At 61.1% G+C, this 15,798-nt stretch carries 10 protein-coding genes and 6 pseudogenes; 9 read left to right on the forward strand and 7 right to left on the reverse strand.

Annotated features, from left to right (window positions below; all coding sequences use genetic code 11):
* The 3 genes and pseudogenes from K289_RS46790 to K289_RS49665 form a co-directional block, all read left to right on the forward strand.
* A pseudogene (locus K289_RS46790) lies at positions 1–319 on the forward strand (IS5/IS1182 family transposase); the annotation flags it as partial.
* Between the two features lie 33 nt (positions 320–352).
* Positions 353–550, forward strand: a complete 198-nt coding sequence (gene tnpB / locus K289_RS53255; protein WP_371260904.1) for an IS66 family insertion sequence element accessory protein TnpB — start codon at positions 353–355, stop codon at positions 548–550.
* 50 nt (positions 551–600) lie between these two features.
* Positions 601–2,085, forward strand: coding sequence for an IS66 family transposase (locus K289_RS49665; RefSeq protein ID WP_084788910.1), 1,485 nt, complete (start codon positions 601–603; stop codon positions 2,083–2,085).
* On the opposite strand, the gene K289_RS49670 is transcribed toward K289_RS49665, so the two are convergent.
* Together K289_RS49670 and K289_RS0138395 are read right to left on the reverse strand one after the other, a co-directional pair.
* A complete protein-coding gene (locus K289_RS49670; RefSeq protein WP_084788911.1) occupies positions 1,991–4,069 on the reverse strand; it encodes a recombinase family protein in 2,079 nt (692 codons plus the stop codon). The two genes, K289_RS49665 and K289_RS49670, sit on opposite strands and share 95 nt — an antisense overlap.
* Positions 4,050–4,241 carry a hypothetical protein gene (locus tag K289_RS0138395; protein WP_027556224.1) on the reverse strand — a complete coding sequence of 64 codons (192 nt, stop codon included), beginning with the start codon at positions 4,239–4,241 and terminating at the stop codon, positions 4,050–4,052. The genes K289_RS49670 and K289_RS0138395 overlap by 20 nt, the downstream gene beginning before the upstream one ends.
* 312 nt (positions 4,242–4,553) lie before the next feature.
* On the opposite strand from K289_RS0138395, the pseudogene K289_RS49675 reads away from it, so the two are divergent.
* The 3 genes and pseudogenes from K289_RS49675 to K289_RS53260 all read left to right on the forward strand — a co-directional run.
* Positions 4,554–4,754 (forward strand): annotated as a pseudogene (locus K289_RS49675) (transposase domain-containing protein); the annotation flags it as partial.
* Positions 4,751–5,401, forward strand: a complete 651-nt coding sequence (locus K289_RS48330) for a UPF0149 family protein (RefSeq protein WP_063614277.1) — start codon at positions 4,751–4,753, stop codon at positions 5,399–5,401. The pseudogene K289_RS49675 and the gene K289_RS48330, both read left to right, overlap by 4 nt.
* A gap of 185 nt (positions 5,402–5,586) precedes the next feature.
* Positions 5,587–5,793 (forward strand): cold-shock protein, encoded by a 207-nt coding sequence (locus tag K289_RS53260; RefSeq protein WP_371260905.1) that lies wholly within the window; start codon positions 5,587–5,589, stop codon positions 5,791–5,793.
* A gap of 32 nt (positions 5,794–5,825) precedes the next feature.
* Here the strand turns inward: K289_RS53260 and K289_RS0138415 are convergent, their stop codons facing one another.
* Positions 5,826–6,668, reverse strand: a complete 843-nt coding sequence (locus K289_RS0138415) for an IS5 family transposase (RefSeq protein WP_027556226.1) — start codon at positions 6,666–6,668, stop codon at positions 5,826–5,828.
* Positions 6,669–8,359: 1,691 nt separating this feature from the next.
* Here K289_RS0138415 and K289_RS46810 point away from each other — a divergent pair.
* Complete coding sequence (locus K289_RS46810) at positions 8,360–10,195, forward strand: peptidase domain-containing ABC transporter (protein WP_245284123.1); 1,836 nt, start codon at positions 8,360–8,362, stop codon at positions 10,193–10,195.
* Positions 10,196–10,253: 58 nt separating this feature from the next.
* On the opposite strand, the pseudogene K289_RS46815 reads toward K289_RS46810, so the two are convergent.
* Positions 10,254–10,544, reverse strand: a pseudogene (locus K289_RS46815) (transposase); the annotation flags it as partial.
* A gap of 71 nt (positions 10,545–10,615) precedes the next feature.
* On the opposite strand from K289_RS46815, the pseudogene K289_RS46820 reads away from it, so the two are divergent.
* Positions 10,616–11,362: pseudogene (locus K289_RS46820) on the forward strand (IS110 family transposase); the annotation flags it as partial.
* 36 nt (positions 11,363–11,398) lie between these two features.
* Here the strand turns inward: K289_RS46820 and K289_RS46825 are convergent.
* Positions 11,399–12,217 (reverse strand): annotated as a pseudogene (locus K289_RS46825) (DDE-type integrase/transposase/recombinase); the annotation flags it as partial.
* 174 nt (positions 12,218–12,391) lie between these two features.
* Between K289_RS46825 and istA the strand changes: the two are divergent.
* Positions 12,392–13,164, forward strand: a pseudogene (gene istA / locus K289_RS46830) (IS21 family transposase); the annotation flags it as partial.
* Between the two features lie 18 nt (positions 13,165–13,182).
* Here istA and K289_RS0138445 read toward each other — a convergent pair.
* Complete coding sequence (locus K289_RS0138445) at positions 13,183–15,249, reverse strand: recombinase family protein (RefSeq protein ID WP_027556227.1); 2,067 nt, start codon at positions 15,247–15,249, stop codon at positions 13,183–13,185.
* A complete protein-coding gene (locus K289_RS51155) occupies positions 15,242–15,523 on the reverse strand; it encodes a hypothetical protein (RefSeq protein ID WP_156918417.1) in 282 nt (93 codons plus the stop codon). The genes K289_RS0138445 and K289_RS51155 overlap by 8 nt, the downstream gene beginning before the upstream one ends.
* Positions 15,524–15,798 lie beyond the last annotated feature (275 nt).

Consider the following 15,798-nt stretch of genomic DNA (forward strand, 5'->3'; position numbering starts at 1 on the left):
CCACGTCGACAAAGGGTATCGCGGCCACAACTACCCGCATCGGTTCAGGGTCTGGATCTCGGGTCAGGTCCGCCGTGTCACGGCTTCCATCCGGCGTGAGATGAAGCGTCGCGCGGCTGTCGAGCCTGTCATCGGTCACGTCAAGGCCGAGCACCGCATGGACCGCAACTATCTCAAGGGACGCCTCGGCGACCGCATCAACGCCGTCCTTGCAGCTGCCGGCTACAACTTTGGCCTGCTCCTGCGATGGCTCGCAGGACTCTTGCGCGCCCTTATCCGACAGCTCGCCGAAACTGTCCCGGCTCAAAAGATCGCTTAAATCACTACTCGCCCGCGTTCTTCACGGGGGACTTTGAAGCTACTGGTTTTTGACGGCTCGGGAATGGTTCTAGCGACGAAGTGGCTCGAGAATGGGGGCTTCGCCTGGCCACCTGTTCGCGAGGGTACGATGCCGGTGACGGGGGCGCAACTGGCGATGCTGATTGAAGGTCTTGCGGAGTGGTCGCGTGTGGTCCCGAAGGTGACGAAGTGGCCGACGAAAGTTGCCTGAATCGTCTTGTTTTGCTGGCGATTGCGAGTGTGTTCGTGTAGCTCTGCGATATGGCGCTTCGCCCTGAAGATCTCCCCTCTGACCCTGCGGCTCTCGCCGAGATGGTGCTGGCTTTCGAAGGCGAGAACGACGATCTGCGCGCAGAGATCGCCACGTTGAAGAGCCTGATCTTCGGCGCGCGATCGGAGCGCTCGGCAATCGTCTGCGCTGAACAGATCGCGCTCGATCTGGAACGGACCGCGGGCGCGCAGCCTCCGGCCAATGACGACAAACCGGACGCGCCGAGACCGAAGCGGCGCAAAGCGAGGCGCAACATCGGCGCGCTGCCGGCGCATCTGCCCCGGGTCGAGCGGGTGATCGAGCCGGCGTCCACGCTGTGCCCGTGCTGCACGGGTCAGATGCATCGGATCGGCGAGGAGAGCAGCGAAGCGCTCGATCGGGTTCCCGCGTGGCTGCGTGTGCTCCGCACGATCCGTCCAAAATACGCCTGCCGCTCCTGTGAGGGCCCGATTGTCCAGGCCCCGGCACCGGCGCGGCTCGTCGAGGGCGGCATGGCGACGACGGCGCTGATCGCGCATATCGCCGCGGCCAAATATGCCTGGCAATCGACGCTCTACCGCCAGACGCAGATCCTGGCGGGCCAGGGTGTCGTCGTCGACCGTCAGACGCTGGCGCGGTGGATGGGGAGCGCGGCGTGGCTGGTCAGGGGCCTCTACGATCTGCAACTGAAGACCATGCATGGCTTCGAGCGGCTGTTCTGCGACGAGACGCCGATGCCAGTGCTCGATCCGGGACGCGGCCGCACGAGGATCTGCCAGTTCTGGGCGCACGCGACGGACGATCGGGCGTGGAAGGGGCCGGCGCCGCCGGCGGTCGCCTACGTGTTCGCAGGCGGTCGCGGCAAGAAGGAGATCGTGGCGCAGTTGGCCGGCTTCGAAGGCGTGCTGCAAGTCGACGGCTATGCCGCCTACGCCTCGCTGGCGGGCGATGCGAAGATGTCGGGCCAGATCCAGCTGGCGTATTGTCTCGTTCACGCGCGCCGCAACTTCGTGAGGGTGCACAAGACGACGAACTCACCCTTCGCCGCGGAGGTCATCGAGCGCGTTGCGGCCGTCTACGCGATCGAGGAGAGGATCCGCGGTCTCGACGCTGGGGAACGCCGCGCGACGCGACAGGCCGAGACGAAGCCGCTGATGGAGGCGTTGAGGGCCCGTCTGATCGCGGTGAAAGACGGGATCTCCCGCCGCTCGACGCTCATCAAGGCGATCGACTACATGCTCGAACGCTGGCAGGGCCTGACGGCGTTCCTGGATGACGGGCGGCTCGAGCCGGACACCAACACGGTCGAGCGATCGATCAGGCCAATTGCGATCGGAAAAAAGAACTCGTTGTTCAGTGGTGACGACGAGGGCGCTTCATACTGCCCATCTGTCTATCTCCTTATAATTCAAGGCATTTCTGGTTGGCGTCGCAAGACGGCGGACTGCGGCGCGATCGCCTGCGAGAGGCATCTTGGCGCACGTCCGGTCGCGTGAGATCAGATTGTTTGATGATCCATGTCGAGCCCTTGCATAAATGCTCCGCAGGCAATCGTCCCTCAATGATCATGCGACGTATCGTCGATGGACTGACGTCGAGCATCTCTGCTGCTTCGATTAACGAGAGCTCACCTCTATCCTGGCGTTCCCCCTCACGATAACGGGCGATCTCGCGGGTTCTGCGCAACGAACATACGCTCGTCCTCGTCCAGGACGCCCCGTGCGGGGTTGTTTTTCCGGAGCGATTAAGCAAGGCGGCGATCGAGTAGTCAGGCATTTGACGTGCGAGCATGCGCACAAGATCCACTACCTCGGTGTCGGTCGTCCAACGCGTCATGCCGACACGGTTCTTCTTAACTTTCAGGCGGGTGTGATCGCCACCTTGCCAATGGATGATGAGGTCCAGATGCTGATTGTCCTGATCCAGGTTGACGACGATTTCCGACAGCACTGTACGCAGGATCTTCTTCTTGATCTCCGACGTAACACCGGGGCGCTGCCAAGCTCTATTCAGATCGTCCCCGAGCTTAAGCAGCGCTTCGCGATCGCCGGCGCTAAGTCCAGGAGAAGGCGAACTGGCCAAACTCTCGATTTCTCGCTCAATTGTACGCACAGCTTGGATGCGCTCGTTCCAGCGACGCTCTAGTTCACCAGCGACGTGACGATTGTCGGGGTCGACCGCGTCATATTGGCGATACGCTCGGTTTGCTTCGTAATGCGCCTGTTCAAGAGACCTTTGGAGCTGAAGCAGTTTTTCCGACTGTTCGGCGCCCTGAGCTTTCATTGCATTTAGCGCAGCCTCAACGCCAAGCGGTTGAAGCCGCTCCAGCACCTCTCGCGCCACCATCCGATCGAGGCGCATTCCACCGAAGCCAAGACAGGCTGCGACGGCCGCTTTGTTGAAGTCTCCGCGGCAGACATATCTCTGCGTGTCGCCGCCTCTGCCAGAATACTGAACGTATAACCGCCGGCCACATCGCGCGCAGCGCAAAAGCCCAGGGAGAAGCGCTTCGCCGCGTCGGACGGCTCCTCGACCCAGGTAGCTCTTGCCGTTGGCATTGTCCGCAATGAGGCGCTGGTTTCGAACAAACTCATCCCAGGAGATGTAGCCCTCGTGATGGTCGCGGAGCAGCACGTCCCAGGCTTTCCAATCTCGTTGGGGATTTCGCTTTACCTTCTTCCTACCGTTCTCGACCGTCATCCGGACACCCCGTCGTCCGAACACGTAGGCACCGGCATACACAGGGTTGGTGAGCATGTGATTCAACGTCGTGTAGCTTGGTGTACGCCATTCGATTTTCGGATCGTGCGAACCTCCCGCGGCGAAGGGTAGTGCGATCTTCTCCTGGAGCAACCAGAGCAAGACCTGCCGGATCGATTGGAGCTCCACAAACTTCCTGAAGACAAGATCCAGCGACTCGCGGACACGTACGTCCGGGTTTTTCTCGATTCGATCATCCTTCGTCTTCACATACCCGACCGCGACCGTCGTGAAGTGCTCGCCGCGCCGGGCCTTTTGTTTGACGGCTTCGACTGATCGCTGTCGAATGACGCTGAGCTCCAGCTCGCTCATCGTACCCTTCATCCCCAAGAGCAATCGATCGTTAATCGACCGAGAATCATAGACGCCATCTTCGTCGATAATGAGCGTGCCGACCAAGCCGCAAAATTCCAACAACGTGTGCCAGTCTCGACCGTTTCGAGCGAGGCGGGAAGCCTCGATTGAAAACACCGCACCGACGCGCCCCTCGCAGATTAACGCCAACAACCGCTCAAATCCACGTCTTGCAACGCCGCCGCCGGACTTGCCGAGATCATCATCAATAACCTCGACATCGCTCCAGCCGAGTGCGCGTGCGCGTGCCTCAAGGCCGTATTGCCTGCGTTGGCTCTCCAGGTTGTGGACAACCTGGTCGACCGAGGACTGTCGAACGTAAACCACGGCGCTACGCGCTAGGTGATCAGTGGTGATCTTCGTCATGATCCACCTCCTGACTTGACTGGGCGGGTGGGGCAGACATCTTTGCTACGGCTTCGTTGAGCAGAAGCGACAGCAACTTGGCGGCCTCGGCTTGCACCACCTGAGGCAGATGCTCCGCTCGCGCCGTCGCGAACAGATCCGGTTGCCGTCTTTTTTGCATCGCCTTGGACATGGGCTCCTCCTCCCTCGACGGGAGGTGATTCCTCCCAACGCGAGGCTACGAGGACGTCAAGGAACGTGCGTAGCTCAGGAAGCCGGTCCACCGGGAGAAACGGATCAGCTACAATTTTAGCCGATGCTGATTCGGGCTCTGTCATCCATGCCGGCAGAAGATGGAGACGGCCGTTCTCGCGGCGAACCCTGAAGTGGCGATGACCATCGTGGATTTGTTCGCCGAGCACGACCAGGTCTCGGCCAGCGTCAGGATGGAATGGATATGTTACTCGAACTTCGTTGCCCGGAATCCTTGCATTATGCAGCCCCTTCGGAAGGCGGGGGCGAGACCTGGGCGATACTCGCTTCGCTTCTTAACACAGCGAAATTGAATGGCCTCGACCCCGAGGCGTATCTCGTCGACGTTCTCGATCGCATGGTGAGCGGCGCCACGAAGACCAACCAGCTTCACGAACTTCTGGCCTGGAACTGGAAGGCCGCACGCGAAGCCGAAAAGCGAGCCGTGGCATGACGAAGCCGAAGCAACGGCGGGGAACGCGAAAAGCACGCAAGACGACGATGGCGGACTATGCCATGTCGTTCGAACGGCTCGGGCAATGGATCAGCGAGCGCGCCAGGTCGCCGACGCTTCGGCATCCGCGGGCGACATCGCTCTCCATGCTCGACGGCGCGGTGGCCGCGGTCGTCGCCGGGCCGGTCTCGATGGCGTCCGAGGAATGGGTGTGCCCGCTCCTCGGCGTAGATCCCGACGCCTTCAATCACGACACCGAGGAGTTCTCGGCGATCGCCGCCACGCTGATGCGCCACAACGCAATCAGCGAGACGCTGTCGACGAGACCGGAGAGCTTCGAGCCGCTGTTCGTGCGATCACCGGACGGCGAAGTCGACCCGCAGCCCTGGTGCATGGGCTTCTACGCCGTCATGAAGCTTCGGCTTCTCGTCTGGTCGCGGCTTCTCTCCCCGAACGGAACCGAACACCTTATGCTGCGGCCGATCTTGGTCCATTGCATCGACGACGCCGGTCGGCCCTTGCTACCCCCGGCCCGGCGCACGCTGGGAACGCAGCCCATTGTCCAAAACGCCTGGCGCGACATTCCAGCAACCGTCGAGGCCCTGCGGCAGTTCTGGATGCCTATACGCTTCAAGCGCGGTGCGTAGGCCGTCCGCACCAAGTCCGTGGCCCTCTCGTACCGTTTACCATCGGCTTCGATCACGACACCGCATCCTACTTTACAGTGAAAGTCAGCTGCGATCGCATCTGCCTGTTTGATTGCCGGGAAGGAACGCATTTTACGTTCACTGTGTGGTCCTGATCACGGAGAATAGAAGTGAAGATAGGCAAAGTGATTTACTGGAATCGCGACCGCCACTACGGTTTCATTCGATGCGACGACGGCGGTGACGATCAATTTGTCCACGTCAGTGTGTTGATTGATAGCGATAGGCTCTACGTGGGTGACGCTGTTCTATTTGAAGTCGCTCGAGACGGGCGAAGCCGTCGCGAGCGCGCAGTAAACGTCATGGTACAAAACTTGCCGGTGCGAGAATGACCGCTCGGAACCGCCTAATCTTAGAGCCTGACTCAAAATTGCATTGCTGTTTTTATCGCTGCGATGCGCCTTGTCATGAGTTGGACGGAGGCGAGGAAGAGCCAGGCAGTTGCGCTTTCGATGGTTCGCTCGAAGTCCTTGGCCAATCTGCAGTTGCGGCCAAGCCAGGCGAAGGTTCGTTCGACCACCCAGCGGCGCGGAAGGACCTCGAAGCCCTGTGCGGCATCGGAGCGCTTGATGATCTCGACAGTCCACCGGCCGATCTTTTCCAGCACCGCCTTGAGCTTTTCGCCGGCATAGCCGCAATCGGCGAAAATATGGCGCAGCCAGGGGAATCGATAGCGAATGCTGCACACGACATCTGGCGCGCCATCGCGATCCTGGACGTCGGCAGCGTGAACGATCGCTCCGACCAGGAGCCCTTGGGTGTCGGTGACGATGTGACGCTTTCGACCCTTGATCTTCTTTCCCGCGTCGTAGCCGCGAGGGCCGCCACTTTCCGTGGTCTTGACCGATTGGCTGTCGATCACGCCGGCCGTCGGCGAGGCCTCCCGGCCGATCGCCTCGCGCACCAGCATCAGGAGTGCGTGGTTGATCGATTGCCACAATCCGCTGTCGCGCCATTGGTAGAAATAGTACTGCACCGTGGTCATTGGTGGAAACAGAGTGGGCGGCAGCATGCGCCACGGCAACCCGCCGCGCAGCAGATAGAGCACTGCCTCGACGATGTCACGATAGCTCCATTTCGGGCGCCGCCCGCGCTTGGCCCGCACAGGAAGCAACCTCTCCAGCACGCCCCATTCCGCATCCGTCAAGTCGCTTGGCAAACGCAGCTCCTCTCGGGCAAACTGTGCCCGGGTGATATCAGTCCACATTCTCGATCCCTTTGATGCTTCGCAACACCAATGGAATCAGAACTCGCTGATATCACTCAACTTATTTTTCGGTCGGACACTTAGAGTTCCTTCGGGCCTTTTGTTATTTGCGCGTTCGATCTGGACGGCAATGTTGGTTGATTCACTCAGGCGGCCAAGGTCGTTGTCGGTTGCGGGCAGGTGAGGGGATGGACAGAAGTCGGCCGATACAATCGGGGTGGTTCACGAGAATAATTCATCTGCCGGGGCGATGACCCATTCTTGAATACCTTTGCGTTGCCTCCTGGCGTCAAGTTTGCCGTATCTCAGACACGATCATGTCTGGCCGACCTGTCGCGCTCACCGTTAGTCATTCAATGAGTGCGGAACAGCTGTTCTGAAGCCGTTCCTACGCAGGTTGGCACGCATCTTGAGTTTATCTCTTCGCGACCGCATGAGCAACCGGTCGCGATCGCAAACCGCTTTTCGCGATTGAAAGGAGACAAACAATGACGACCGATATGTCAGCCTATGGGGTAACAGAATTGAGTCCTGAAGAAGCATCCACAATCTCGGCGGGGTTCGCCTGGGCGGCAATTGCCGCAGCCTTTTTGGCGGCCGCGGCCGCAGCGGCTACTGTGGCAGGCTGGGCTCTTTCGCCGGGCCCCGGTTGCAAAAGGTAAGCGCCGCGAGCGCCGTAAACGCTAGCGGAGGCTATGGGATAGGTCAAAACGAAGCCTTGCACAGCTCCGGTGCGAGATCGCGGCCTCTGGCCGCGGTCTCGCCACCGGAGCCGTCTTCGGCTCCAGTTGCCAAGATCTTTCACGTGGCTTCCCAAGGTCACACGATCTGCCGGATTTTGAGCGGGCGCCGCTGCCAGGATTGGCAGTTAGTGCGAGCGGCTATTTCGGGCGATATCACGACATTATCGCGTCCACCTGTCAGAGGACATATGAAAGGACACGTTCGCGCGGCAGCGATTGCGTTGGCCCACACTCTCGGGCGCCGGGTCACCCACGTGCACGAATACGAACTCTCCGCCTCTTGCAAAATTGTCGCGTCGGTACGAGGGCGCATCGTCAGCGGATATGACCACGGCAAGCATTGCTATATCACCGGCGCGCTACCGAATCTGTACCATCACGGCGAACGGTCGCATTTGATGCTGAAGCCGCAAGGTCCGGGAGTTTACACCGGCTCCATTCTTCGGTGGAGGTGACGGGCGGTCAAGCCCACATCTTCGACTACTCGGAAGACTCGTACTTTGCCTACAGTGTATGATCAGGAACTGCGCTTGCGGGCGCTGCCGTCTATGACCGGGCGTGGGACGTTGCCTCGAGAACGGAGGCCTTTGTTAGAAATCGGACCGAGTTTGTTGCTTACGCAACAACATCGAACGATGCTTGGGCCCGCCTGGATCCTCGGCCGCAAGACGCGAACCATCTTTGTCTGGATCTGAATCCGTTTCGCAATTTGCGCGGCGCTGGATTGGAATCAAGCGGGAAGTCTCGCTATGAAAGTCGTCGCTAGCATCCGGAAGCCGCACGTTTCACGACTTTTGGCGCTGGTCGTTCACCGGCGATCACAATGCTCACGTTGCTGGTCGTGATGAGCCACGCCGCACTTGCGCCGGTCATCCGCCGCCGCATGTCATTTCACGACGACCTTTTCGACGAGGCGTCCAGGCGATCGACGCAAGGTGGGTCGTTGTCATGGACCCGGCCTTTGGCGAGATTCGCAAGCTGTCGCACCAGGAGTTCAAGACGCAATGGACTGGCGTCCTGGTGCTCCTGGTTCCGGCAGACACCTTCAAGCGCCGGAACGAGACCACCTCCCCCCTCGCCAGATTTGCGCGTTTACTGGTGCCGCACAGGGAGGTGATGGCACAGGCGTTCGTCGGAGCGCTGGTGACGACAATCATCGGTCTGTCGACCGCTGTCTACGTCCAGAAGATCGTCGATCATGTGATCGCAGCGGGCAACCGCAATCTGCTCAATCTGGTGAGCGTCGCCATGCTGCTGATCCTCATCCCACAGATCCTGATCGATCTCCTCAGGCACCGGCTCACCCTGCAAACGGGCCAGAGGATCGATGTCTGCCTGATTCTCAACTACTACAATCACATTCTCAGCCTGCCGCAGAAGTTTTTCGACAGCATGCGCATGGGCGAAATCGTCTCCCGCTTGAACGATGCGGTGAAAATCAGAACTTTCCTGAACGACGTCTCGATCACCATTTTCGTCAACGCGCTGGTGATACTGCTCTCGTTTGGCTTGATGCTTGTCTACTCATGGAAGATCGCCTTGGTCGTGGCGGCATCCATTCCGCTGTATGTCTTGATCTACTGGACCATCAACCGGTTGAACAGGAAGCGCCAGCGCGCAATTATGGAGAATGCCGCCGATCTGGAGGCGCAACTGGTGGAATCGCTTGGAGCAATTTCCACGATCAAATCATTCGGCCTGGAGAGCTTCGCAAGTCTCAAGATGGAGGTGCGGTTCATCAAAACGCTGCACTCGGTCTATGGCTCCGGCCTGATCTCGGTCTTCGGAGATAATGCCTCGACTTTCCTCTCTACCCTCTTCACGATCGTGCTGATGTGGTTCGGTGCGACGCTTGCCCTCGATCAGACCGTCACGCCCGGCGAGTTGCTGTCCTGCTACACGTTGCTCGGCTATATTACCCGGCCGATCGCCACTCTGATTCAAACCAACCGGATCGCGCAGGATGCTTTCATTGCGGCAGATCGCCTGTTCGAGATCTTCGACCTGGAGCCGGCAAGCGGCGGCGGCATTGATGCCAGAAAGTGCGAGCTTGGCGATATCCGCTTGGAGAACATCACATTCCGCTATGGCGCGCAGCCGTGCCTATTCCGGGATCTTAGCGTCACGTTCGGCCGAGGCGAGACCACGGCCGTGGTGGGAGAAAGCGGCTCAGGCAAGAGCTCTCTTACGCTGCTTCTGCGCAATATCTACCCGCTTGAAGCTGGACGCATCCGGATCGGACCCTATGACCTGCAGGATTTCTCGACCGCATCACTGTGCAACGTTGTGGCCACGGTGTCGCAATCCATCGACGTGTTTTCCGGCTCGGTGATTGAGAACATCGCTCTTGGCGATTTCGAACCGGACATCGAGAAGATCCTGAAGATCTGCGAGCAAATCGGAGTACGGGAACTGATCGAGCGCTGGCCCGGTGGCTTTAGGGCCTATCTGGGCGAGAACGGCATACGCCTCTCCGGCGGCGAGAAACAGCGCCTTGCGCTGGCACGGGCTCTGTACCGGGATCCTCAGGTCCTGATCCTGGATGAGGCGACGTCTTCTCTCGACTCGCTCGCCGAGGCGTTTGCCCTGCGACTCGTCGAAGATCTGCGTCGGGCTGGCAAGATCGTCATCATCATCTCTCATCGTCTCAGCACGATTTGCCGGGCAGACAAGATCGTCGTTTTGGACAAGGGGCGGGTGGTTGCGGAGGGACGGCATGCTGATCTGCTGGCACATGAAGGCACTTACGCGCGCTTGTGGCGGGCGCAAAGCGGATCCAGCTGACGGCTCATTCGAGGCGGCGCAGGATGCGCCGGGCCTCGGCAGGCACGAAGGCCTCTTACAGCGCCCCAGGCTTGTGGATCGACAGATTGTCCTGCACGACACGGATGCAGGCGGCGTCGGGATAATGGACGTCGACGAGACCACGCATGCAGTGGGCGCAGTCCACGGCGGTGCGGCGGTCGGTGACCTTGACGTTGCGCCAGCCCCGATGTGGATCGAAGGTGACCAAGAGATTGGCGGTGCCGTTGCGGCGATACTCGTAATCGTAGCGCTCGCGCTGTCCCGGTTGGGCCGGGACCAGCTGGCGCACCTCGCCGATGAGCTGGATGGGGGGCTCGTCGAAGATTCCATGGGGAGTGGATAGCGACCAGGTCTGAGGCCAGACTGAGGTTGCTGAATCCATTCAACCTGGAGACGACGATGTTGCTCGATCATCATTCCGACGGACCGGCCGCTATCCGCACGCAGTTTGGGGCAATTTTTGTGTCATTGGAACTGAGCCGTTCGACTTGGCTGGTTACCTCGCTGTCGCCCGGCAAGAGCGAGAAGATGTCCAAACACAGCGTGAAGGCCGGCGATATTGCGGAACTCTTGAAGCTGTTCGCGGAGCTAAAGCGCAAGGCGCAGGCGCGAACGGGTGAGAGCTATCCGATCATTACGATCCAGGAGGCGGGGCTGGATGGGTTCTGGCTTCACCGCAGTCTGCAGCAGGAGGCCATCGAGAGCCACGTGGTGGATCCGGCTTCGATCGCGACTTCGCGCCGGCGCAGGCGGGCCAAGACGGACAGGCTGGATGGCGAGACGCTGCTGCGGGCGCTTTTGGCCTACAAGCGCGGCGAGCCGCGGGTCTGCGCGATGGTCGTTGCTCCCTCTCCGGAAGAAGAGGACCACCGCCGGATTTGCCGCGAGCGGCGGACATTGATCGCCGAGCAGATCGAGCATGTGAACCGGATCAAAGGCCTTCCGTTCGCGCAAGGGATATCTGATTACGCGCCGTTGCGGCGCGACCGGCGGGCGCGCCTTGAGGCCCTGCGTACGGGGGACGGGCGCGCACTGCTGCCGCATCTCAAAGCGCAGGTCAGTCGCGAACTCGAACGGCTCGAACTGTTGCTCGACCAGATCAAGGCAGTTGAGGCCGCGCAGGATGCTTTCCTGGTCGAGGCGGCAAAGCCAGCCGGCGAGAAGATGTAGGGTCTGGTCACATCATTTCAGCGCAGCGAACGCCTGATCAAAGCGATAGTCCGGGATTCTGATCCGCTCTTTTGTAGGGTCGAAGCGGGATTCCACCTGGTCTGTGAACGGGGTGACGTTCGCCAAGTCGCAGACGCGATCGATAGGCGTGCCACCGCCGAGGACGGTATGCGGGCGGCGCCAATTCCAATGATGTTGCCATTCGGCAATCCGATCCTCGATGTCGGCGGCCTTCGGATCGACCGTTGACCAGAACTCTTCGAGGTCTGCCCTTTAAGTCCGTTCGACTTTGCCATTGAGATGCGGTGAGCGCGGCTTTATGGGACGGAACTTTATCGCCCAGTCCATCAGCGTTTGCTGCACAGCCTCGGCAAAGAACTCGCGGCCGCGATCGGTCTGGATGCGCTGAATCGGAAACGGCGTCTCCTCAATGAGGCGCTCCAGGAAGTCCAGCGTGTTGGCCGCTGTGCGTCGGCGATAAACGCCCAGCACCTTGTAGCGGGAGCAATCGTCAATCGCCGTATACTGGTAAACGCCCGGTGCGATCTTGCAGACGTCCATCTGCACCCGGTCGCCAGGAACTGGCCGCGTGTAGCGCTTTGTGCCCTTCATCTTGCGGCGCGGCCGCTTCAGTACCTGCTCACCGTGGCGACACAACACGCGATGCAGCGTGTCGAGCGAGAGCGCAACGTCGTGGTAGCGGATCAGTTCGTTGCGCAATTGCTTGATCCCGAGCTTGCGCTCACGCCGCAGCGGCAGGATCAACGACTCCTCGGACTCGAAGACCTTCTGCTTCGCCTGGCGCAGCGGCCGGCGGCTGCGCTCGACCAGCTGCATGTTTCGCGCGATCGTGAGCACGGATTTCAGGGGATCGTGAGCAGAGATTTCAGACGATCGTGAGCACGGATTTCGCGGGATCGTGAGCAGCTTTTCAGCGGCTCAGCCCGCTTCGGCCGACAACTCAACCGGCTTAGGAGCTGCCTCGTCAGTGAACGAGGAAGGCCGATGCCCACCCAGAGATTGTCGATGCGCCGGATCAAAGAGGTTCTCCGCTTAAAACATGTTCAAGGCTTGCCGGAGCGAGCCATCGCGCGCACCCTGGGCATCAGCAACGGTGCCGTGTGCACAGTTATCTGCGCCGGGCCGGGGCTGCCGGGCTGAACTGGCCGTTACCGACGGGAATGACCGACGAGGACGTGGAGCTGCTGCTTTTCCCTGCGCCGAAGCCTGCGGCGCTGAGCCCCCAGCGGACCGTTCCCGACTGGGGCTATGTCGACAAGGAGCTGCGCCGGCGCAACGTGACCCGCCGGCTACTGTGGGACGAGTATCGGGCCACCCATCCCGATGGCTTCGGCTACACATGGTTCTGCACGACCTACGAGGCCTGGAAGGGGCGGGCCCGGCCTTCGATGCGGCAGACCCATCTGGGCGGCGAGAAGGTTTTCGTGGATTTCGCCGGCGACACCATCGACGTCATCGCCCCCTTAACCGGGGAAGTGCAGCCGATGAAGCTGTTTGTCGCGGCGATGGGCGCCTCCAATTATACATACGCCGAGGCCTGCCCAAGCGAAGGGCTCGCCGACTGGATCCGGGTCCACATCAACCTTTTCACCTTCCTCGGCGGGGCGCCGACGTTCGTGGTCTGCGACAATCTGAAGGCCGCCGTCACCAATCCCGACCGCCACGACCCCGGCCTCAACCGAACCTACGCCGAGATGGCGAGCTACTACGGCACGGCCATTCTCGCAGCGCGGCCCCGCAAGCCGCGCGATAAGGCGAGCGCTTCATACTGCACCTCATTCCTTTGATGGCGCGGTGATGGCGGTGAGCTGCGCCGGACGGGCGCCGCGCCCACCGCAGCCCTTGCGGATCGTCATGCCAGGCGGGATCTCCCATAGGCCACGGTTCAGGCTGTCGGTATAGCATTTTGTGATGAGCCCCTGGCGACCCCACGTGTGTACGGCTGTCTCGGAGACGCAGAACTTGGCGGCGATCTCGCGCGTCGTGAGCATACCACGTCGACGCAGCCGCTCATATCGGCTCGCAAGTTTGTAGGCGCAGCGAATGAAAGCAACCTTCTTCAGATTAAACGCCTTTGCCTCCCATGTACGCCATCCGTGATTATTGAGAATCTCGGCGACTTCGCGATCGCAATGATGGTCAAGAAGACGATCAACCTCGGCGACGAGTTCAGGTTTGAACTTGCGGATCTGGGCGATGGGTAGCGGCCGGTCGAGCACCAAGGTACGCGTGGCGCCGCCAGACAGGCGCACATGGGCCGTGATGGTTTGCGACTTGATTAAGGTTACGTCGTCGATGAGCAGACGCACGATGCGCTTGCGCTCGCGGGAGTCAACTCGCGGATCTTGCCAGATCCGCGGAAGCTGCTCGGCGAGGTCAAGGATGCGTCGCTGGGCTTCTGCGCCGAGTGCCGCAGCCTGCTGTTTGCTCCGGCGCTTGTAGTCTTCGGCGGCATCGGCATGACGGCGCAGCTTGTCGTTCCATTCGGCCTCGAGTGAATCGGCGACGAGTCGGTTGTCGGGATCGACCTTCATGTAGCGTCGACGCGCCAGTTCGGCTTCGTATCGCATGCGTTCGACATGCTGACGCCGCGCGGCGTCCGTCTCTGCAGCCCGCGCCTCGAGCTCGCGCTGCACCTCAAGGGTGACGGCCAGCGTCATCGGAGTCATCAGCTCGATCATCAGGTCTGCGATCCCCGCATCGACGATCTTCCCGGGAACCGTTTGGCAGGTCCATCCCGCGCGGCGTACCGCGTTCGCCTGGCACAGATAGGTTGGGACGGTGCCGCCGTGCTCCTGGCTGTAGCGCACACCCATGCGTTCGCCACACAGGCCACAGACCACGCGACCTTGGAGGAGCGCCGGTCCCTCGCGCGCCGGTCCCGACCGCCGCTCGCCACCGAAGGCACGAGCGTTGTCGGCGAGCCGCCGCTGGTTGGCCTCGAAGCGCTCCCAGTCGATGTAGCCCTGGTGCATCCCCGGCATAACGAACTGCCAATCGGCCCTGGCAACCTTGACGACACTGGTGCCACCATCGGGCCGGTGCCGTATGCGCGTTCGGCCATACGCAAAAGCGCCGGCGTAGCGCGGATTGTGGAGCACCTGCAGAACGCGCGCATGGTGCGGCGCCGCCCACAGGAGATCACCCTTGTTCGATCCTGTCCGGAGTCGGCGCGGGAACAGCAAACCTTGCTCCCGGAAGAAGCGGACTGTCTGCATCGCACTTCCGGTCTGCTCGAAGATATCGAACACGAGACGGATTGCGTTCTGCACCTGGAGGTCGGGATCGAGGCCGATCGTCCGATCGTTCCGGTAAACCAGCCCGACCGGAGGGCACATCTCGAGCTCGCCGCGACGGGCCTTGTTGAGCTGACCACCACGCATGCGTGCTTTGAGGATGTGCAGCTCGGCCTCGCTCATCGTACCTTTGAGGCCGAGCAAGAGGCGATCGTTGAAGTTGGCTGGATCGTAGATACCGTCTTCGTCAAGAATGAGCGTCGCCGTCAATGCGCAAAGCTCGATGAGCCGGTGCCAGTCGGCCGAGTTGCGCGCAAGGCGCGAGACCTCCAGCCCCATGACAATACCGGCCTTGCCGAGCGCCACCTCGCTCACCAGTTGCTGGAAGCCGTCGCGTGCTGTCGTACTTGAGCCGGACTTGCCGAGATCGCGATCGATGACGTGAACGCGCTCGACCGGCCAGCCGGCCACAACTGCTCGATCCCGCAACCCATATTGGCGCTCGGTGCTCTCGCCGTGCTCGGCGACCTGGCGAAGAGTCGATTGGCGGACATAGAGGTAAGCGTCGCGCTTGAGATGGTCGGCAGTGACTTTAAGCTCAGGCATGGAAGGGCTCCATTGCGATGGCGACGAGGATGCCGGCGATGAGGCGCGTGACGTCGCTTGTTGCGGGCGACGGATTGTCTGGGGCCGAGTGCGTGAGCCGATGGTCGTAGCAGGCCGCCTCGGTATCGACCTCCTGTCCGCGTGCTCGGATCCACGCTGCCAATCCCCGTCGACGAAGAATGGTGAGACCAGGGCAGGCCGTGAACTCGGCACGCAATGCGGCTGCGCGTAGCTTCTCGTAGCTGTCCGCTGCGTCCGCAGGCGCGACGATCAAGCTGAGTTGAGTCGTTTTTTTTGCGCGCCAGCGCCCGCTCCAGGCTGCGTCGGTGCACCTTGACGCCGAACCGCGCCGAGATCGCATCTAGGCAGTGCGACGTCGTCAGTTCGGGTCTTGCAGCTTTGAGAGCGGCGACGAACGCAACGACCTCGGCGGAGACCTTGTGGCCGCCTTTGGGGCCTCGCCGGTTCGGCAACAGGCCGGCAAGCCCGGCGGTCTGCAGGGCGCTCTGCGCCTTGTAGAAGGTCGGACGCGTCACGCCGAATGCCTCG

The organism is Bradyrhizobium sp. Cp5.3, from assembly GCF_000426265.1.
Lineage (GTDB): Bacteria > Pseudomonadota > Alphaproteobacteria > Rhizobiales > Xanthobacteraceae > Bradyrhizobium > Bradyrhizobium neotropicale.

Excerpts from the sequence above, each read along its gene's own strand:
- K289_RS49665 (WP_084788910.1), top strand. The coding sequence starts at position 601 with ATGGCGCTTCGCCCTGAAGATCTCCCCTCTGACCCTGCGGCTCTCGCC.
- K289_RS49670 (WP_084788911.1), bottom strand. The coding sequence starts at position 4,069 with ATGACGAAGATCACCACTGATCACCTAGCGCGTAGCGCCGTGGTTTAC.
- K289_RS0138395 (WP_027556224.1), bottom strand. The coding sequence starts at position 4,241 with ATGTCCAAGGCGATGCAAAAAAGACGGCAACCGGATCTGTTCGCGACG.
- K289_RS48330 (WP_063614277.1), top strand. The coding sequence starts at position 4,751 with ATGACGAAGCCGAAGCAACGGCGGGGAACGCGAAAAGCACGCAAGACG.
- K289_RS0138415 (WP_027556226.1), bottom strand. The coding sequence starts at position 6,668 with ATGTGGACTGATATCACCCGGGCACAGTTTGCCCGAGAGGAGCTGCGT.
- K289_RS46810 (WP_245284123.1), top strand. The coding sequence starts at position 8,360 with ATGGACCCGGCCTTTGGCGAGATTCGCAAGCTGTCGCACCAGGAGTTC.
- K289_RS0138445 (WP_027556227.1), bottom strand. The coding sequence starts at position 15,249 with ATGCCTGAGCTTAAAGTCACTGCCGACCATCTCAAGCGCGACGCTTAC.